Source organism: Cobetia sp. 2AS (assembly GCF_029846355.1).
GTDB lineage: Bacteria > Pseudomonadota > Gammaproteobacteria > Pseudomonadales > Halomonadaceae > Cobetia > Cobetia amphilecti.
On sequence record NZ_JARWKQ010000004.1, the window covers coordinates 58,957 to 78,436 of the forward strand.

General features: G+C 61.8%; 14 protein-coding genes. 5 read left to right on the top strand and 9 right to left on the bottom strand.

Going from position 1 to position 19,480, the window contains the following annotated elements; all coding sequences use genetic code 11:
* Nucleotides 1-198: 198 nt before the first annotated feature.
* From QD356_RS12105 to gap, 4 genes are all read right to left on the bottom strand, one after another.
* Nucleotides 199-1,065 carry a dienelactone hydrolase family protein gene (locus QD356_RS12105; protein WP_064503214.1) on the bottom strand — a complete coding sequence of 289 codons (867 nt, stop codon included), beginning with the start codon at nucleotides 1,063-1,065 and terminating at the stop codon, nucleotides 199-201.
* Nucleotides 1,066-1,160: 95 nt separating this feature from the next.
* The gene (locus tag QD356_RS12110; RefSeq protein ID WP_279877947.1) at nucleotides 1,161-3,515 is read right to left on the bottom strand and encodes a PAS domain-containing protein; all 2,355 of its coding nucleotides are present in this window, start codon (nucleotides 3,513-3,515) and stop codon (nucleotides 1,161-1,163) included.
* 366 nt (nucleotides 3,516-3,881) lie between these two features.
* A complete protein-coding gene (locus QD356_RS12115; protein WP_192837511.1) occupies nucleotides 3,882-4,274 on the bottom strand; it encodes a hypothetical protein in 393 nt (130 codons plus the stop codon).
* A 695-nt stretch (nucleotides 4,275-4,969) separates the two neighbouring features.
* Nucleotides 4,970-5,974, bottom strand: a complete 1,005-nt coding sequence (gene gap, locus QD356_RS12120) for a type I glyceraldehyde-3-phosphate dehydrogenase (RefSeq protein WP_192837510.1) — start codon at nucleotides 5,972-5,974, stop codon at nucleotides 4,970-4,972.
* Nucleotides 5,975-6,339: 365 nt separating this feature from the next.
* Between gap and edd the strand changes: the two genes are divergently transcribed.
* The 5 genes from edd (at nucleotide 6,340) to QD356_RS12145 (ending at nucleotide 13,048) form a co-directional block, all read left to right on the top strand.
* The gene (gene edd, locus QD356_RS12125; RefSeq protein ID WP_054555569.1) at nucleotides 6,340-8,190 is read left to right on the top strand and encodes a phosphogluconate dehydratase; all 1,851 of its coding nucleotides are present in this window, start codon (nucleotides 6,340-6,342) and stop codon (nucleotides 8,188-8,190) included.
* A 55-nt stretch (nucleotides 8,191-8,245) separates the two neighbouring features.
* Nucleotides 8,246-9,262 (top strand): glucokinase, encoded by a 1,017-nt coding sequence (gene glk / locus QD356_RS12130; RefSeq protein WP_192837509.1) that lies wholly within the window; start codon nucleotides 8,246-8,248, stop codon nucleotides 9,260-9,262.
* 37 nt (nucleotides 9,263-9,299) lie between these two features.
* Nucleotides 9,300-10,178, top strand: coding sequence for a D-hexose-6-phosphate mutarotase (locus QD356_RS12135; RefSeq protein WP_192837508.1), 879 nt, complete (start codon nucleotides 9,300-9,302; stop codon nucleotides 10,176-10,178).
* Nucleotides 10,179-10,382: 204 nt separating this feature from the next.
* A complete protein-coding gene (gene pgi, locus QD356_RS12140; RefSeq protein ID WP_054555572.1) occupies nucleotides 10,383-12,065 on the top strand; it encodes a glucose-6-phosphate isomerase in 1,683 nt (560 codons plus the stop codon).
* Nucleotides 12,065-13,048 (top strand): carbohydrate kinase, encoded by a 984-nt coding sequence (locus tag QD356_RS12145; protein ID WP_054555573.1) that lies wholly within the window; start codon nucleotides 12,065-12,067, stop codon nucleotides 13,046-13,048. Before pgi ends, QD356_RS12145 begins: the two co-directional genes overlap by 1 nt.
* 242 nt (nucleotides 13,049-13,290) lie before the next feature.
* Here the strand turns inward: QD356_RS12145 and QD356_RS12150 are convergent, their stop codons facing one another.
* The 5 genes from QD356_RS12150 to QD356_RS12170 all read right to left on the bottom strand — a co-directional run bounded on the left by QD356_RS12150 (nucleotide 13,291) and on the right by QD356_RS12170 (nucleotide 19,466).
* Complete coding sequence (locus QD356_RS12150; protein ID WP_192837507.1) at nucleotides 13,291-14,385, bottom strand: porin; 1,095 nt, start codon at nucleotides 14,383-14,385, stop codon at nucleotides 13,291-13,293.
* Nucleotides 14,386-14,964: 579 nt separating this feature from the next.
* The gene (locus QD356_RS12155) at nucleotides 14,965-16,350 is read right to left on the bottom strand and encodes a TRAP transporter large permease subunit (protein ID WP_192837506.1); all 1,386 of its coding nucleotides are present in this window, start codon (nucleotides 16,348-16,350) and stop codon (nucleotides 14,965-14,967) included.
* A complete protein-coding gene (locus tag QD356_RS12160) occupies nucleotides 16,347-16,931 on the bottom strand; it encodes a TRAP transporter small permease (RefSeq protein WP_192837505.1) in 585 nt (194 codons plus the stop codon). Before QD356_RS12160 ends, QD356_RS12155 begins: the two co-directional genes overlap by 4 nt.
* Nucleotides 16,932-17,028: 97 nt before the next feature.
* A complete protein-coding gene (locus QD356_RS12165) occupies nucleotides 17,029-18,018 on the bottom strand; it encodes a TRAP transporter substrate-binding protein (protein WP_192837504.1) in 990 nt (329 codons plus the stop codon).
* A 419-nt stretch (nucleotides 18,019-18,437) separates the two neighbouring features.
* Nucleotides 18,438-19,466: a ProQ/FINO family protein gene (locus QD356_RS12170; protein WP_225996354.1), complete on the bottom strand. Its 1,029-nt coding sequence runs from the start codon at nucleotides 19,464-19,466 to the stop codon at nucleotides 18,438-18,440.
* Nucleotides 19,467-19,480 lie beyond the last annotated feature (14 nt).

The following is a 19,480-nucleotide window of genomic DNA, read 5'->3' on the forward strand; positions in this document are numbered from 1 at the left end:
GCGATCGCTGAACGCCTTGCCATGGCCTCCTGCCAGAGACCTTGAAACAGGCTCATGAAATAGCTGCTAGAAAAAGCCCCATGAAAAAGCCCGCCCGGAAACTTCCCGGGCGGGCTTTTTCGTGTCGATCACCTTCAGCACCGGTACCGACGGACTAGGTCTCGACGTCTCAGGTCTTGCAGCTCAGGCCTTGACGGCTCAGGTCTTGACGGACTTCTTCGGTGTCTTGAAGACCTCATTGAACAGGTTGAGCATGACCTGCCAGGAAGCCGAATCCGCGGCCGCGTCATAGCCCAGCGGCAGATCGTACTTGGCCGCCTTGGCATCCGACTCCGGATTGGTGAAGGCGTGCTTGGCGCCCGGATACTGGATCAGGGTGGTGCGCGTCTCGAGAGACTGGAAGGTCGCGACCAGCTTGTCGAGATCCTCCTGCGGCACCAGCGTATCGGCCGCGCCATTCTGGATCACGACCCGGCCGGCAAACGGCTCGGGCTCCGTCACGGCAATCGACGGGCTGCCATGGAAGCTGACGACCGCCTTGAGCGGTGCTCCGGTCAGCGCCATGTTGAGCACCACGGCACCGCCGAAGCAGTAGCCGATCGCCGCCATGCGCTCGCCATCGACTTCCGGGCGTGAGCGCAGCACCGCCAACGCCGAATTGAAGCTGGATTCCGCCTTCGGCCAGTCACTCATCACCGCAGAGGAGAAGGCACCGGCTTCCTTGGGGTGCTCGGCCGTGCGCCCACCGCCATACATGTCGACGGCCATGACCACGTAGCCCAGTCCCGCCAATTGTTCGGCGCGCTTGCGGGCGTAGCTGTTCAAGCCCCACCACTCATGTACCAGCAGGATACCGGGTCGACGCCCCTGCGCCTTGGCATCGCGTGCGATCAGGCCTACGTGCTCCTCACCATTGGCCCGATAGGTCACCGTCTCCGTCACCACCTGCGGCCCCTCGAGACGATTGACCAGCGGTGCATCCTCGGCGGCCATGGCCTGTCCGGCGGAAAATACCGACTGTGCAAACAACAGGGTGCCAGCGCACCAGCCACGTAACATTCGCATCGCCTACTCCTTGTATGACGTGATCCACTTGCATGACGCGATCCACAACCCGAGACACCGGCTGCAGGTGTGCCCGATTGATCACCGGTATTGGCTCAATTGTCCTCGCTCAAGGACTGCGATGCCAGCACCACCCGATCGCGGCCGCTGCGCTTGGCACTGTAGAGCGCCATATCGGCACGGTGCAGGTAGCCATCCCGGGTCTCCCCCGGCAGCGGTGTCGCCACTCCCATGCTGATGGTGCAGCGCAGTGTCAGCGACTTGAAGCGCACCTCCAGCGCCGCGATCTGCTGTCGCAGGCGCTCGGCCATGCCGACACCGGTGGCGGTACCGGCATCGGTGAGCAGGACGGCAAACTCCTCGCCGCCCAGACGCGCAAAGCAGTCATCGCGCCGCAGCTGGGCACGACACGCCTCGCCAAGACTGATCAGCACCTGATCGCCCGCCGCATGGCCGTGAGTGTCATTGACGCGCTTGAAGTGGTCGATATCAAACAGGATCAACGCCATCTGCTCCCGCGATGACGAGCTCAGCAGGGTGTCGAGCGTGTCGAGGAAGCTGGCCCGGGTCATGGCACCGGTCATGGCGTCCGTCATCGCCTCATGCTCGCGACGCTGTTCGACCAGCTTGCGCTCATGAATGTTGCGCGACACCGACAGCACGCGCTGATAACGCCCGGTGGCGGGGTCCATCGAGGGCGTCGAGATCGACTCGAACCACAGCGTATGCCCGGCCTTGTGCTGAATCCTGAAGTCGATTCGAAATACCTCGCCGAGACAGGCGGCACGGTGGACCTCCTGCGCGATGCGCAGCATGTCATCGGGATGGATCAGCTGCTTGATCTCCTGGCCGATGATCTCCTGCGGGCGATAGCCGCAGAGCTTTTCCACCGAGGGGCTGATGTACTGACAGATGCCGTGGGAGTCCTCGATGCTGACCAGATCGCTGACGGAGTTGAGGATGAAGCGATAGCGCTCCTCGCTCTGGCGCAGTTCATCCTCGATACGGTATCGAGCGGTGGCATCGTCACAATAGCCATTCCAGATTACGCCGCCCTCGGGGGAGTCGATCACTTGCGGCAGCCCGACACACGCCAGCCTGCGCTCCTGACCATCCGGATGCTGATAGCGTATCTCCGCCTCCCAGGGCGATTGATGCTGGGCACTGGTCTGCAGTGACATGAGCAGCTGCTCACGCTCGCGACCCGCGATGCGCGCCAGCAGCAGCATGGGGTCGTCGATGACGGCCTGCGGGTCGAGCCCCAGCACTTGCGAGGCGACCGGCGAGAGGTAGGTATAACGCAGCTCGCCCTCCCGGCTCAGGCGACACTGGAAGACGACGCCGCGCATCTGCTGGACAAGGTTGTCCAATTGGCGCCGATGCGCTTCGCGCTGGGTGACATCACTGAGCTTGCCGAGCACGGCGGTGACCTCTCCCGCAGGAGAGTAACTCAACTGCATGTCATCCTGGAGATAGCGCTTGCGCCCATCCACATGCACGAAGGCGTAACACAGACTCAGACGGCTATGGCGCTCCCGCACGGCCTCATCAAAGCGCTGCTGACAGATGGCCAGCTCATCCGGCGCCAACCGGGCCTGCCAGAGACCCGGGCTTGCCATCAGCAGGTCATGCGAGAGTCCAGTGAGGGCCTCGCTGCCTGCCGACAGATACTCCAATTCCTCTGGCGGCCATTCACCAGCGGTCGCGTAGTGCGCGCCGGGCGTCTCATCCACCCGCCGCGCCAGACGCTGCTGTTGATCGATCACATGCTCGAGACGTTGATGTACCTGGGTGATGTCGCGCGCCATCACGGCCACCTGACGCCCCTCGTCGGCGAGCGAGCGCCCCAGACTGACCATCTGCACGGACAATCTGGATTCCCCCCGCGGCAGCGACAGACTGATATCGCATTGCCAGGGTTCGGCTCTCTCCAGGCTACGCAGAACATGAGGGAGGTAGAGGTGCTCAAGCGAGAGATGGGAATGCGCACAGGCCGCATCGTGATAGAGATGCCAGGCCGGGTTGGCATGACTGATCACCAGGCTCTCATCCTTGAGCAGCAGGATCGCCATCGGGTCACGGCTGCGCACCATCATCAGACGATAGGCACGCGCCAGCTGCTGCTCCTGCTCATTGGCCTTGTCACGCTGCGTGATATCCGTCACTCGACCACACAGCGGATGCCCCACGCCGGAACTCCACAGACATTCCTCGAGCAACAACAGCTGCCCGCTGCGGTCGCGCATGCGATACGTCGTGCGCTCGACCCGCCCCATCGAGGCGCGAAAGTCACTCAATCGCTGCCGGTCGGCGGTGATCACCAGCGAAAGCCAGAGCTCTGGCTGCTTGAGAAAATCCCGCACCGTATATCCCAGCAGGCGTTCCGCCGCTGCATTCATGGCAATCAGGCGCTGACCATCAGCACTGAGCGTGAACAACACATCTGCCACGACAGCATAATGATGCTGCAGCAAACGACTATCCGCGAATGATTCAGGCAACGTGAAACCCCTTCTCTGTCATGCGGTTTGCTCAAGAATGCCCTATCCATGGCGCTGGCAGCCAGCAGTACCCCCAACGCTTGGTTGCGCGAAGATCCGGGCAGATGACGGCATATGAACGATTGCGACCTTTGCCTTTGCGTCTGACTATCTCCCTTATCGGCAGCGCTGGCGCAATGTTGTGGGCGAATATCACGCAAGCGGCGCCGAAGGGAAAACCTCATGGATGCAAAAAGCCCGAAGCATAAGCTTCGGGCTTTTTTGAGAGCTCACCTTGAACAGAGCTGGCCTTGATCAGAGCTGGCCTGGAAAGATCTAGCCTTGAGCGGAACGCGGCATGGCATCGTCGATGAGCGCGGAGGACGGGGCGTCAGGTGCGCCGCTGCGGCCGTCGTTGCTCTCGCCAGCCGGCTGGGCACTAGTGCGCGGGGCATTGCGCTTGTGACGCCGCGCCTGCCTGCTGTCCTTGTCCTGCTGGACGGAAGGCGCCTTGACCGGCAGGCGCGCCCGCAGGTGCTCGAGCAACGCGCGAAAATCATCCGGCTCCATGCCGATGCGCTCCGCTGCGGCACTTTCCTGCCATAGCACATAGATCGCCGGCTGCTCACGCCCCAGGTCCATACCCACGACCTTGCCCTCGCGCTGGGTACGCGGGTCGCGCAAGGTAGCACCGATCAATTCATGAGCTTCGCGGATGGCATCGTGCATCTGAGACAGCCTGCTGTGGAAGTCGAGATAACTGCCGGAGAGTGTGCGGCAGTGTGGCAATACCTTCCCTGAATTGCGCACAACAATGGATCACTCGCAGGCCATATGGCCGCCTGCATGATTTGACGTTGTCATGACCTGGCTCACCGATAGACACAAGGCCAACAGGTGCGAAGTGTAACACACCGCCACAGTTTCGCTAATTTCACTCGACCGTGAATTACGATGACGACATGTTGACCACCTTTCTCGACGTATCAGTGCACGTTTCACACCACCCGACCCGACTCTGTCGCGATCGTGCTCAGAAAAGTTGCCATAAGGTCACGCCATTGACGCAAGGCAACGACACTTTGCGCCTTGAAGCACCTCCCGCACTTTCGTGGTGCGCAAAAAAAACCTCTCCCATTGGGAGAGGTTCAAAAATGGATGACGCGATGTCATTCCGAGCAGCATCGAAGCCGGTCTTGGCGCCAACCCTGACCGACCACCGATTCAAAGGGGACGAATGGCATTGCCTTGTCCGTGGAGCCTGAGCGCGACGCGAGAATCCTCGGGCCACTCGTCCTCACCTGTTGGGAGCCTGCCCTCCTGTCTTGCCGACAGACTGACAGACTCCCGAATTCTTGCTGTCCCGCGCGGCCTTGTCGGTTGATCAATGAGGGATCAAAGGCCGCGCGGGACTCACCAAATGCTTACTTGGCAGCTTGCATTGCCAGCGCAGTGTCGAGCATACGGTTGGAGAAGCCCCACTCGTTGTCGTACCACGCCATGACCTTGACCAGGCGATCTTCGCTGACGCGAGTGTGATTGCTGTCGAAGGTAGAAGAGTGTGCATCGTGATTGAAGTCGATGGACACCAGCGGCAGCTCATTGACGGCCAGCACGCTGGAGCCTTCAGCGGCCTTGGCCACGATGGCGTTGATCTCTTCGATGGAGGTATCACGTGACGCGGTGAAGGTCAGATCGACCAGCGACACGTTGATGACCGGCACGCGGATCGCCAGACCATCCAGCTTGCCGTTCAGTTCCGGCAGCACCAGACCCACCGCCGCGGCGGCACCGGTCTTGGTCGGGATCATGGAATGAGTCGCGCTGCGGGCACGGTACGGGTCTGAGTGGTAGACATCCGAGAGGTTCTGATCGTTGGTGTAGGCGTGAATGGTGGTCATCAGGCCGTTCTCGATGCCGACTTCATCATTCAGCGCCTTGGCGACCGGCGCCAGGCAGTTGGTGGTGCAGGACGCGTTGGAGACGACCTGATGCTCGGCCTTCAGCACATCTTCGTTGACGCCGAACACGACAGTCGCATCGGCATCGCCGCTCGGCGCGGAGATCAGCACACGCTTGGCGCCGGCTTCGATGTGCTTGGCAGCGGCAGCACGCTTGGTGAACAGACCGGTGCATTCCATCACCAGGTCGATGTCCAGGCTGGACCACGGCAGCTGGGCCGGGTCACGCTCGGCCAGGATGCGGATCTTGTCGTTACCGACGAACAGGTTCTCTTCGTCGTGAGAGACGGTCTCGGCGAAACGGCCGTGGACGGTATCGCGGCTCAGCAGGTGAGCGTTGAGCTTCGGATCACCCAGATCATTGATGGCGACGACCTGGATACGATCGTTGTACTGACCTTCATACAGCGCACGCAGCACGTTGCGACCGATGCGACCAAAACCATTGATGGCGACGCGTAATGTCATGACTCAACTCCTGTGGCGTATGGCGGGTGCAGGACCAGACCTGATCCAGGAACGAAAGCCTGCAATGCGTTCCGTGAAATTATCCTACACGCTTTTCCCATAATTTGGCCGAAAGTCGTCCAGTCTTCAAGCAGTTTTTTTGTTAAATTTACCGAATATTCCGAACAAAACCGTTTCTCGAGCGCCATGACGCGCTACTGTAGGCTACCCCGGTAACCGAACGACGCGACACGAGTGAGGCAAGAGGCTTTACACCGCCATCACCACTGGATAGCGTCGCCGGATAGCAGCACGCCCACACAGCGGGAAACGCTTTCTTTCGCCAGCCTCGGCGCCCTGCGCCGCCTGATACATGAGGTAAGAGCATGTCAGTCAACCAGACCGTAGAGCACGTGACCCAGCGCATCATCGACCGCTCCCGCGAACGCCGCGCCGCCTATGAGCAGTTGATGGAAAGCCAGCAGCGCCGCGGTGTACACCGCTCCGAGCTCTCCTGTGGCAACCTGGCGCACGGCTTTGCCGCCTGTGGCGAGACCGACAAGAATCGTCTCAAGCTGATGAACTCGGCTAACCTGGGCATTATTTCGTCATATAACGACATGTTGTCCGCCCACCAGCCGTTCGAGGACTATCCGCGCATCATCAAGGAAGCCGTCCAGGCGATGGGCTCCACCGCCCAGTTCGCCGGCGGCGTGCCCGCGATGTGCGATGGCGTGACCCAGGGTCAGCCGGGCATGGAGCTGTCGCTGTTCTCCCGCGACCTGATCGCCATGGCCGCCGCTGTCGGCTTGTCGCACAACATGTTCGATGGCGCCCTGTTCCTCGGCGTGTGCGACAAGATCGTCCCGGGCCTGTTCATCGCCGCCGCACGCTTCGGCCACCTGCCGACGCTGTTCGTGCCGGCCGGCCCGATGCCCTCCGGCCTGCCCAACAACGAGAAGGCGCGTGTCCGTCAGCTGTTTGCCGAAGGCAAGGTCGGCCGTGATGCGCTGCTGGAAGCCGAGTCCGCGTCCTACCACAGCCCGGGCACCTGCACCTTCTATGGCACCGCCAACTCCAACCAGCTGATGGTCGAGCTGATGGGCCTGCACCTGCCGGGCGCGTCCTTCGTCAATCCGGGTACCCCGCTGCGCGAAGCCCTGACGCGTCACGCCGCCGAGCAGACCATCCGCAACAGTGAAGTCGGCGGCGACTACCGTCCCTTCTATCGCCAGATCGATGCCCGCGCCATCGTCAATGCCATGGTCGGCCTGCTGGCTTCCGGCGGCTCCACCAACCACACCCTGCACCTGGTCGCGATGGCCGGCGCTGCGGGCGTGACCATCACCTGGGATGACTTCACCGAGCTTTCCGCGGTGGTGCCGAGCCTGACGCGCATCTACCCGAACGGCCAGGCCGACATCAATCACTTCCAGGCGGCCGGCGGCATGAGCTTCCTGATCCGTGAACTGCTCAAGGCGGGTCTGCTCCACGACATCCCCACCCAGGACGGTGGCACCCTGGCCGGCTATGTCCGCGAGCCCTTCCTCGAGAACGGCAAGCTGGTCTGGAAGGACGGCCCCACCGACAGCCTCGACGAGGATGTGCTGCGCCCGGTGGCCAACCCGTTCGCCCCGACAGGCGGCCTGACCGTACTGGACGGCAACCTCGGCCGCGGCGTGATCAAGGTCTCTGCCGTCAAGGAAGAGCATCGTCTCGTCGAGGCACCGGTGAAGCTGTTTAGCGACCAAGATGAGATGAAGGCCGCCTTCGAAGCCGGTGAGCTGGAGCAGGACATGGTCGCCGTGGTGCGCTACCAGGGTCCGCGTGCCAACGGCATGCCGGAACTGCACAAGCTGACGCCCTACCTCGGCATCCTGCAGGACCGCGGCTTCAAGGTCGCACTGGTGACGGATGGCCGCATGTCTGGCGCCTCGGGCAAGGTCCCGGCCGCCATTCACATGACGCCGGAAGCACTCGACGGCGGTCCGCTGGCACGCCTGCGCGAAGGCGACGTGGTCCGCCTGGATGCCAATGCCGGCACCCTCACGGCGCTGGTCGATGAAGCCGAATGGGCCGAGCGCGAGGCCGAGACCATCACTCGCGACAGCTATCATCACGGCCTTGGCCGCGAGCTGTTCTCCGGCATGCGTTCACTGGTCGGCGGTGCCGAGGAAGGCGCCTCCAGCTTTGCAGGCTACGGCGACCTGCCGGGCAGCGGCCACGACCTGATGTGATGGGCGCACCCTGTCACTCTCCTGAGGCACTGACGCAAAGGAAGGATGCCGGACGATGACCCGCGACACCTCCCATCGCCTTGCTCTGGTAGGCGATATCGGTGGCACCAATGCCCGGCTGGCACTTGTCCAGCCGGGCAGCCACACCCTGCAGCACATCCAGACGCTCGCCTGCGCCGAGCATGCCGGGCTTGAGGAGGCCATCCAGGCCTACTATCGGATGCTGGGCCTGTCAGAGGCCGAGCAACCCGTCGAGGCCTGCCTGGCCTTCGCCTGCCCCGTGCATGATGAACGCGTCAGCATGACCAACAATCACTGGACGTTTCTCAAGCGCGAGGTGCGCGAATCATTGAGGCTTGAGCGCTTCAAGTGCCTCAATGATTTCACCGCCATGGCGCTGGGCGTGCCACACATCGAGGCCAGCGAACGCCTGGCCATCGGTGAGGAGCTCACCGAAGGTAGTGGCGATGCGGCCTCGCCACGCCTGGTGATCGGCCCCGGCACTGGCCTGGGTGTCGCGGGTCTGGTGCGCGGCACGCACAACTGGATTCCGCTCGCGACGGAGGGGGGGCATGCAAGCTTCGCCCCCACCGACGAGATCGAGGATGGCCTGCTCAGCATCTTCCGCCGTCGCCATGGTCGCGTCTCGGTGGAGCGCCTGCTGTGTGGCCAAGGCATGCTCGAGATCTATCAGGCCCTGGGCGAGCTGCGTCAGCAGGAATCACCGCTGGCAAGCGCCGCTGACGTCAGCCAGGCAGCGCATGAGCACCTGCATCACGATGAACCGCAGAATGCTCTCGCCTTTGATGCCGTGATGCGCTTCATGAAGATTCTTGGCGCGGTCGCCGGCGATGCAGCACTCACGCTGGGGGCGCGTGGCGGGGTCTATCTGTGCGGTGGCGTGCTGCCGCGCAACCTGGATCTGCTGATGCGCAGCGATTTCCGCCACGCCTTCACCGACAAGAATCGTCTGAGCCGTTACAATGCCGCGATACCCACCTGGGTGGTGACCGCGCCGTGGACCGGCCTGCTGGGCGCCGCCGAGGCTCTGCACAATGAAGAGGTGGCATGATGCACCGCCACCTCCTGAACCATCGAGGTAGCTCGAGATGATCCCCGAAAGTCTGCGCGCACTGATCGCCGACACCGCTGGCCAACGCACTGTCGAATGGCAGGGCCGCTCGCTGTTGATCCTCAACCAGGAGTGGGGCGAGCTGGTGGTCTGCCACCAGGGGGCTCAGGTGCTGCACTATCAGCCGACGGGCGACTCTCCCTGGCTGTGGGTGACGGAAACGCCCGCCGCCCTGCCGGGCAGCATTCGCGGCGGCATTCCGCTGTGCTGGCCCTGGTTCGCGGATGAATTCCCCGAGGGCGAAAGCGAACTGCACGGCCCCGCTCGCAAGGCCGACTGGCGCATCGATGCGGTGGACGAGGAAGAGGAAGGCGTCGAGATCCATGCCTCACCGGTCTCAGCGCTGCACGCCGCCCTCTCTCCGCGCGTGGTGATCTTTGCCAGCCGCCGCTTCCTCAAGGTCGAGCTGATCACGGAAAACCGTGGCGAGGCCCCGATCAAGATGACCGGCGCGCTGCATACCTACTTCGCAGTGCCGAATGCCTTCGAGTGTCGCGTCACCGGTCTGGCCGGCGCCAGCTACCTGGACAAGCGCCAGGACTTCTCGCGCTTCGACCAGCAGGGCGAACTGGGCGTGCGCGGCCCGCTGGACCGCATCTACCAGACCAGCCAGATTCAGGTGCTCGAGGACGGCAAGCGTCAGCTGCGCATCGCCAAGCAGGGTTCTGACTCCACGGTGGTCTGGCATCCCGGGGACGCGCCGCCGGCCGACACCAGCGTCGAGAATGCGCGCAGCTTCCTGTGTGTCGAGACCGCCTGCACGCGCCTCGATCCGGTCTGGCTGCCGCCGGGCGCTCAGCATCTGCTGGCCCAGCACATCTCACCGCTGAGCGGTGATGAGGCGAGCGGCGAGTGAATGACAGCCGGCCACGCGGCTCACGGCGTGGCCGGCACCTTGCGCACCTTGTCGACCAACCGAGAGCACTCAGCACCTGAATCGTGTCATCGACACGACTCCCGGCTGACAGTGACTTTCGCCTCGCCTGCAAGCGTGCGTCGGGCCGCCACAGAATGCGACCCGCCCCGATGAACTTCAACAACCCATACGATGGACACTTCCATGCTGCAATTGACCCGTAGTGTTTCCTGGCAGGCGCTGACCCGGCTGGGCGAGGTGACCCGCAACGACCGCATCCGCGATTACTTCGCGGCGGATCCCAAGCGCTTCGAGAAGATGAGCTTGCGCGTCGGCGGCCTGTTTCTCGACTACTCCAAGCACCACATCTCCGATGAGGTGATGGAGGCGCTGGTCGAACTCGCTGAGCACTCTGCACTCGTTCAACGTCGCGCGCAGATGTTCTCCGGCGACATCATCAACGTCACCGAGAATCGCCCGGTGCTGCACACCGCACTGCGCAGCCAGACCAACACGCCGGTCATCGTCGATGGCAAGGACGTGATGCCGGAAATCCACAAGACGCGCGAGCAGATCCGCGCCTTCTCGGAAGCCGTGCGCAGCGGTGAGTGGAAAGGCTTCGACGGCCAGCGGATTCGCGACGTGGTCAACATCGGCATCGGCGGCTCTGATCTGGGCCCCAACATGGCCTGCCGTGCGCTGCTCAAGCATCGCCACCCGGAAATCAATTTCCACTTCGTCTCCAACGTCGATGGCAACCACATCCAGAAGGTGCTCAAGCGCCTGGATCCGGCCACCACGCTGTTCATCGTCTCCACCAAGACCTTCTCCACCCAGGAAACCCTGCTCAACGCCAAGACGGCGCGCCGCTGGTTCCTGGAACACGCCGGTCAGGACGCCGACGTCGGTGCCCACTTCGTCGCGGCTTCCACCAACCGCAAGGCGGCCAAGGAATTCGGCATTCGCGAAGAGAACGTCTTCGAATTCTGGGCCTGGGTTGGCGGTCGCTACTCCATGTGGTCCTCCATCGGCCTGCCCATCGCCCTGTCCATCGGCTATGAAGGCTTCATGGAGCTGCTGGAAGGCGCCCATGAGATGGACCAGCACTTCATCAATGCGCCGATGGCCGAGAACATGCCGGTCCTGATGGCGCTGATCGGCATCTGGTACATCAACTTCATGGGCGCCGAGACCCAGGCCATCGTGCCTTACGACCAGGCCCTGCATCAGCTGCCCGCCTTCCTGCAGCAGCTGGACATGGAATCCAACGGCAAGTCGGTCGACATCTTCGGCCGTCCCGTGGACTACAAGACCGGCCCGATCGTCTGGGGCGAGACCGGCTCCAACGGCCAGCATGCCTTCTTCCAGCTGCTGCACCAGGGCACGCGCTACGTGCCCATCGACTTCATCGCCTCGCTGAAGCCGGAGCCGGGTACCGAAGAGCACCACTTCGCGCTGATCACCAACATGCTGGCGCAGGCCAACGCCTTCATGGAAGGCAGCCAGGATGGCAGCAACCTCGATCCGCACTACAATTGCCCGGGCAACCGCCCGTCGAGCACCCTGCTGCTGGATGAGATGACACCGCGCAATCTCGGCGCCCTGATCGCCCTCTACGAGCACAAGGTCTTCGTGCAGGGCGTGATCTGGAACATCAACTCCTTCGACCAGTGGGGCGTGCAGCTCGGCAAGCGCATCGCCGGGGAAATCAGCGCGCGTATCGATACCGACGTGAAGGCCTTCGATCCGTCCACCCAGGGCCTGCTGGCACTGGTCCGCGAGCACTTCCCTGCCGGCGGCGCCACCCAGGCGGATGACAGCAACGACAAGCCGGGCAAGAAAGCCAAAGGCTCCACGACGACCACTCGCAAGGAAACCTCCTCCTGATGACTCCGGTAATCGCGTTCGGCGAAGCGCTCGTCGACATGCTCTCCAACAAGCTCGGCGGCCAGGCCGTCGAGCAGGAAACCTTCACGCCCTACGCGGGCGGCGCACCGGCCAATGTCGCGGTGGCCTGTGCCCGTCTCGGCCTGCCGAGTCACTTCGTCGGCATGCTGGGTCAGGACAGCTTCGGTGACTTCCTGCACGACGAACTGAGCGCTCATGGCGTGCAGATGGATCACGTCAAGCGCACCAGCCATGCGCGCACCGCACTCGCCTTCGTGTCTCGCGATGAAGAGGGTGAACGCCGCTTCGACTTCTATCGTCCGCCGGCCGCTGACCTGCTGTTCCGTCCGGAGCACGCCGGGCCTGAGCTGTTCGCGACTCCCGCCATCTTCCACCTGTGCAGCAACAGCCTGACCGACGCCGGCATCGCGGACACCAGCTTCGTGCTGGCGTCACGCGCACGTGCTGCAGGCTCTCTGGTCAGCGTGGATGCCAATCTGCGTCACAACCTGTGGCCGAACCAGCAGGTCGATGTGACCCTGGTCACGCGTCTGCTGGACAACGCCGACATCCTCAAGCTGTCCCAGGAAGAGGTCGAGGCACTGACCGGCAGTCAGCCGCAGACCGACTGGCTCGAAGCGCGCCTGAAGGCCGGTGTGCGCCTGATCGTGCTCACCGATGGCCCGGGCGTGATCCGTGCCCTGGTGCGCAAGCAGAGCGGCGACATCGAGACCGTCAGCATCACGCCGCCCACCGTCAAGGCGGTCGATACCACGGCCGGTGGCGATGCCTTCATCGGGGGCTTCCTGTCAGCCCTCAGCGAAGCCGGCATCAATGCCGACAACCTGAGCGACTGGTGCGAAGACGAGAGTCACCTCAACGCTGCACTGGAGCGTGCTGCGGCCTGCGGCGCCTTCGCCGTGACTCGCCCGGGTGCCTATGCCGCGCTGCCCAAGCGTGAAGACCTCGACGCCATGAAATGATGGCCGGATAATAGCGCTGACCGGTTATCCGCCAGCGCCATCATTTCCCTGAGAGGCGCATGATAAAAGCCCCTTTGATCATCAGATCAAAGGGGCTTTTTCGTGACCATGACGCTCATGCTTGCGCATTGGCTACCCTCCCTTCATCGAACAGGAAGTCAGTCATCACAAAAGAGACAGACGTAAAAAAGCCGGCCCCGAGGGACCGGCTTTCGTTAGCTTGCTAGACGATTGAAGACGTCTTAGAAGCCGTAGTAGATGCCGACTGCAGCGCCATCACCGTCGTTACCAGCACGGTCATAGTTAGCATACTCGACATAGGTGTACATGGCGGAAGAGATGTTGTAAGTCACGCCCAGGTTGAATTCGTTGTAGGAGTGATCATCACCGTCACCACCTGAACGCTCGGAACCGGCGTACTGATAGGCATTGGCTTCAGCATCGACATACTGGTAGCCGCCGTAGACGTCGCCCATGCCGTAGCCATAACGTGCGCCGATACCGTAGTAGTCGACGTCAGCGTTGTCAGCGTCGGCAGCGAAGCGCTCGGCCTTGACGGCGATACGCAGGGCATCGACAGTGTACTGACCGGTGATACCATACTGCTCGCCGATATCACCTTGGCTGTTAACGGTGCCGTCATCAGTAGTATCGAGACCATCGAACTGACCCAGATCGTCATACACTGCAGCGATGGAGAAACCACCGACGGTGTACTTGGCACCAGCGAAGAAGGACGCCTGGTTGGAATCGGTGACGTTCTCGTCTTCACCGTCACCTTCGAAGTTGGAGCCGACGGCGAACTGCATGCCGCCCATCACCGGAGACATGTACTGCAGCTTGTTGCCTTCCTTGACGGAGCTACCACCAGAAATCTGGGAGCTGGAGTCAGTCAGGTCGAAGTATTCGTTGTTGGAGATCGGATCCTGGATCCAGTCATCCATCAGCTGATCCCAGGAACCGATACGCGCGTCACCGAAGGAACCCTTGGCACCGACGTAGGACTGGTCGCCATCGTTCAGGCCATTACCAGTGCCCTTGGATTCGTCAGCGTCGAATTCCCACTCAGCCTTGAAGTAACCAACGATATCGTCGTTGATCTTGTGCTCGCCCTTGGCACCGAAGGTAGAACCGTTGTCACCCAGATCGCCTTCAGCATCACCACTAACACCGTTTTCTTCGTCGGTCAGGGCATCGGTGTAAGCGTATGCCAGCTGCACGTTACCGTAGATGTCCAGCTTGGTACCGTCCTGGTTGTAGACAGTAGCAGCGGAAGCAGAAGTAGCAGCCAGGGCAGCAGCGCCGGCAATGGCAGTAGCCAGAAGTGTCTTTTTCATCGCGATAGTTCCTTAACTAGCGTTAACTGTTCGATCGTGTCTGCCGGTGGCAGTGACCAAGGTTCCGGGCGCTTGATGACGCCTCTAAAACTCTGTGGCCTAGTTATTATCCAATGCTCGCAGGGAAACCATATACCGGGCTTTCAGGATGTGCAACAGAAAAAAACACTGTTTTCGATCACCACTCCTGAACCTATCCATCGGTCGGTTGTCTGGCGTGAGCATACTCTAGGGCTCAAGAATGAAGGATTCATGACAACCATGCGTCTTGACGCGGATTCCTGCATCACCGAGCGCATCGCTGAGCGTTAATCTCGGATTCATTATGGAAAAACCTCGTTTGCGACAAAAGTCGCAGAACAAATACCCGTCAACTACTGTGCTTGTCTGATGCCAAGTTGTGGTTTCCTCTCAGCTTTATCTTCATGAAAGGCACCGTCCCTGTGCCAATGATTCATTCATGAGTCTGCTATCAAGATCGGTCATCAAGCTCAATCATCAAATCCAGTCGCCCTCGCTGTCATCAAGCTCTGTCATCATTCAATCCTGCCATCGCACCTTGTCAGCAGGCGGTGATCCTCAACTGCTCAACCAGTTGGGCAGGAACAGCGAGATAGCCGGCACATAGGTGATCAACACCAGGAACAGCAGCAACAGCGACAGCCACGGCAATGCTGCCCGAATGACCCAGGTCATCGGCTTGCCGGTGATCCCCGCTGTCACGAACAGATTCAGACCCACGGGGGGTGTCAGCATGCCGATCTCCATGTTGACCACCATGATGATGCCGAGATGGATCGGATCGATCCCCAACTGCGTCGCGATGGGGAACAGGATCGGCGCCATGATCAGCAGGATGGCCGAGGGCTCCATGAAGTTGCCCGCCGCCAGCAGCAGCAGATTCATCACGATCAAGAAGCCCCACGCCGGCAGTCCCCAGCCGATGATGGTTTCGGCGATGGTGTGCGGAATGCGCTCTGTGGTCAGTACATGCGCGAACAGCATCGCGTTGGCGATGATGAACAACAGCATCATCGAGACACGCGCGCCATCCAGTACCACCTTCTTGACCTCCTGATCGGTGAAGGACCCCAGAAGCCCGGCAGGCACCTGCCACAGCGCGCGCAACCCCGCACTCCCCCAGGCTTCGTTGCCCTTGCGCCACGGCACGTTCTTCAACGGACCCATGTCGCGATAGCCCACCACGGCGATGAACCAGGCATACACCGTGGCCACGGCCGCGGCTTCGGTGGGACTGGCCACGCCGCCATAGATCGACCCCAGCACGATGAATATCAACATCAGACCGCCCATGGCGATCAGGCCGGAGCGCGCAAGCACCCGTACGCCGGGGAAAGGCTGTGCCGGCAACTTCTTGATCCGCGCCGCGATATAGATGGCGACCATCAAAATACCGCCCATCAGGAGGCCCGGAATCAGACCTGCCATGAACATCTTGGCCGCCGAGACTTCCGTGGCGGCGGAATACACCAGCATCACGATGGACGGCGGAATCAGGATGCCCAGTGTCCCGGCATTGGTGATCACGCCCGCCGCGAAGGACTCGGTATAGCCCTGGCGCACCATGCCCGCGATCACGATGGAGCCGATCGCCGCCACCGTGGCCGGAGAGGAGCCGGACACGGCGGCAAACAGCATGCATGCCAATACGGAGGCCATCGCCAGCCCACCGCGCACGTGGCCGATGGCATCGGTGGCGAAGATGATCAGGCGACGTGCCACACCACCGGTCGAGAGAAAGGTGCTGGAGAGAATGAAGAACGGGATCGCCAGCAGGGTGTAGTGATGCGACAGGGCTTCGAACAGCTTGATCGCCACCGACCCCAGTGAGTCACTGGAAAACAGCAGGATCGTGGTGACACTCGAGAAGCCCAGCGCAAAGGCGATCGGCATGCCGAGAAAGATGCCGCCGAACAGCAGCGCAAACAGAGTGGCTATGGTCATCGTGGTGTTCCCTGATCACTGTCACGGTCAGCATCGCCGTGGTCTTGGCCATCAGGCGCGTCCGACTGCACCAGATGCATGCTGTCCTCGCCTTCGTCATGAAAGCCGAAGCCACTGGCATCGCCACGAATCACCTTCCAGCCCAGTACCGCAAAGCGCAGCATCAGCAGCAACATGGCAATGGGCAGAATGGTGAGGGCGTACCACTTGGGAATCGCGATGTCCTCAAGCTCGATGCCGATCATCTTCATCAGCGAGAGATATTCATAACTGCCGACCAGTAGCATCACGCAGTACGCCATGCAGATCGCCAGCGCCAGCAAGGTCGCCACGCGCTGCCAGAGCATCGGCAGCATCTTGACCACGACATCCACGCCGATGTGCGCGCCCTGCTTGACGCCCCAGGACACGCCGATCAGCACGAACCAGCCCGCCAGATACAGCGTGGCCTCCTGTGACCAGCTGATGCCGGTATTGAAGACGAAGCGCAACACCACCTCGACGAAGACCAGCAGCACCATCGCTACCAGCAGCAGCGAGAACAGCGTCTCTTCCGCCTTGTGAAGCCATCGTAGTGCCATGGCAAAAATCCTCATGTCGCTCAAGGACACTTGCCCCACGCGAGATCGCCGATGTCGTGGCGTTCAAGATGGGGCAAGTGATGGATGGCCTGATGGCTTACTGGTTGGCAGCTTCCGCGGCGTCGACGATGTCCTGACCGATGTCGTCGGCAAACTCGCCCCATACCGGCTTCATGGCGTCGACCCACTGCTGACGCTGGGCATCGTCGAGCGTGATGATCTCGCTCTGACCGGAATCAAGGATGGCCTGCTTGGCCTCCATGTTCTTGGCTTCGGAGAGCTGGTTGCCGTAGACGATGGCCTCATCGAGCGCCGACTTGACCTCGCCACGCACATCATCCGGCAGGCCATTCCAGAAGCGCGCCGAGGACACCACCATGTAATCCAGCACGCCGTGGTTGGATTCGGTGATGTACGGCTGCACCTCGAAGAACTTCTGGGAGTAGATGTTGGAATAGGTGTTCTCCTGACCGTCGATGGCCTTGGTCTGCAACAGGATGAAGACCTCGGAGAACGGCTTCTTCAGCGAGACGGCATCCACCGCGTCAAACTGGGCCTCGAGCACATCGGAGGTCATGATGCGGAATTTCTTGCCGTCGGCATCCTCCGGTGTCTTGAGCGGCGACGACGCGGAAAGCTGCTTCATGCCGTTATGCAGATAACCGAGCCCCACCAGCCCCTTGGATTCCAGCGATGTCAGCAATGACTGGCCCGTCTCGCTGCTCTGGAAGCGCTCGACAGCGCCCATGTCCTTGAACAGGAAGGGCAGATCGAAGACCTGCAGCTGATCGGTATATTTCTGGAACTTGGACAATGACGGTGCCGCCAGCTGCACATCGCCCAGCAGCATGGCTTCCAGCACCTTGTCGTCCCCGTACAGCTGCGAACTGGGGTAGAGCTCGACTTCCACCTTGTCGCCCAGACGCTCCTCCACCAGTTGCTGGAATTTCTTGCCCATCTGGCCCTTGGGGGTGTTTTCCGCCACCACATGGGAGAACTTGATGGTGATCGGGTCGGCCATGGCCGTCGCTGAGGCAAACAGGATGGCGGCACTCAGGGCGGTCAGGGCTGGCTTGATAAGGCGCATGGCGAATCCTCTTGAATTGCGGATATTGTTGGTCTTGTAGGGCATTCGATATCCCGTCTGCGCGGCTCCGGCACGAAGCCGCGCAGAGGTGCGGCGCGAGCAGGGATAGCCGAGACACTGCGAGCATTGCGCCACAGCCGCCAGATAGACGAGACAATCAAGACAATTCAATGAGTTGAAGACGCACAGTTCGCACACAACGCGCGCACAAGTGAGCCGAATTCCGCGGGCCGCTGGCGATCTGTGAGGAGTTGTGCGGATTTCCGCCCATCAACGACAAGGCCCCTGTGCGGGAATCCGCACAGGGGCCTTGTCTGTTAGCACCGATCATTGTCGACCGAGCGTCTTCCTCAGCTGTCACACCACCTGCCAGCACATTCTCAGGGACGGTGCTCAGGGACGGTTCTCAAGGACTGTGTTCAGGGACGGTGCTTGGTCATCAGCTCGCTGAGCTTGTGGCTGATACGCTGATCGGTCGCCTGCTCTTCCCGCGCCTTCTGCTGGCGCGTCAGCTCATCGAGCTGCTGACGGGCATGGCGTGCCTCATCTTCCGTCACAGCACCCACCGACTGACCCGAGAGGTCCACGCGTTGCGTGCCCGCCCGTACCGCCTTCAGATACCGCGGCAGATGGACATAACCCGCCAGCGCGCGCCGCACCAGCTTGTCATCCCAGGGCTCGTTTTCCAGCAGCTCGATATGGATGCCGATCTTCAGCGGCCGGGTGTGGCCCTTGAAGAAGGTATCCGGATAGCGCTTGTACCACTGCTTGAGCAGCGCATGGGGAGAAGGTGCCGCCTCAGGCTGAGAAGCCTGCTGTGCTTGCGGGGCCTCGCCCTGCTCGACCTCGTTCTGCTGATGCGCTTCCTGCTCCTGCGGTACCTGAGCTTGCGGCGTTTGAGCTGGCGACATCTGGGCTTGCGACGCCTGAGCCTCGGACGAATCAGCAGCCGTCGCTGACTGCACGGCAGCTGCCGGCTGACTCACGTTCAGGCGCTCTGAGGCCAGGCGTTCCGCCTGCGCCTCCTGCTGCGCTGCCAGACCCGCCTCCGCATTCGTGGAGGATTGCGGCGCAGAAGCCTGCTCAGCCTGCTCAACCAGTTCACGCAATTGCGCATCTCGCGCCAGCAACGCCTCATTCACCGCGCTTAACTGCGCCTGCTGCTCCTGCAATGTCTGGCGCGCCGCCGCGAGCTGCTCAGCGAGCTGCTCACGCTCATGACGCTCCGCGGCCAGTGCACGCTCGGCTTCTGCCAGGGCATGCTGATGCGCATCGGCATCTGCCGTGGCTGCAGACGCTGCCTGCTGTTCCAGCTGGGCCAGCGCATCGCGCAGGCGGGCATTTTCCGACTCCAGGGCCGCACGGGCCTGGCGCTCTGTGTCACGCTGCTGTCGCTGTGTGTCGGCTTCATGTTCAAGCGCAGAATACAGCGCTTCGAGGCGATCCATCGTCAAGGCCTGAG

Coding starts and splice junctions, on each gene's coding strand:
- QD356_RS12105 (WP_064503214.1), bottom strand. CDS start 1,065: ATGCGAATGTTACGTGGCTGGTGCGCTGGCACCCTGTTGTTTGCACAG.
- QD356_RS12115 (WP_192837511.1), bottom strand. CDS start 4,274: ATGCACGATGCCATCCGCGAAGCTCATGAATTGATCGGTGCTACCTTG.
- gap (WP_192837510.1), bottom strand. CDS start 5,974: ATGACATTACGCGTCGCCATCAATGGTTTTGGTCGCATCGGTCGCAAC.
- edd (WP_054555569.1), top strand. CDS start 6,340: ATGTCAGTCAACCAGACCGTAGAGCACGTGACCCAGCGCATCATCGAC.
- glk (WP_192837509.1), top strand. CDS start 8,246: ATGACCCGCGACACCTCCCATCGCCTTGCTCTGGTAGGCGATATCGGT.
- QD356_RS12135 (WP_192837508.1), top strand. CDS start 9,300: ATGATCCCCGAAAGTCTGCGCGCACTGATCGCCGACACCGCTGGCCAA.
- pgi (WP_054555572.1), top strand. CDS start 10,383: ATGCTGCAATTGACCCGTAGTGTTTCCTGGCAGGCGCTGACCCGGCTG.
- QD356_RS12145 (WP_054555573.1), top strand. CDS start 12,065: ATGACTCCGGTAATCGCGTTCGGCGAAGCGCTCGTCGACATGCTCTCC.
- QD356_RS12150 (WP_192837507.1), bottom strand. CDS start 14,385: ATGAAAAAGACACTTCTGGCTACTGCCATTGCCGGCGCTGCTGCCCTG.
- QD356_RS12155 (WP_192837506.1), bottom strand. CDS start 16,350: ATGACCATAGCCACTCTGTTTGCGCTGCTGTTCGGCGGCATCTTTCTC.
- QD356_RS12160 (WP_192837505.1), bottom strand. CDS start 16,931: ATGGCACTACGATGGCTTCACAAGGCGGAAGAGACGCTGTTCTCGCTG.
- QD356_RS12165 (WP_192837504.1), bottom strand. CDS start 18,018: ATGCGCCTTATCAAGCCAGCCCTGACCGCCCTGAGTGCCGCCATCCTG.
- QD356_RS12170 (WP_225996354.1), bottom strand. CDS start 19,466: ATGGATCGCCTCGAAGCGCTGTATTCTGCGCTTGAACATGAAGCCGAC.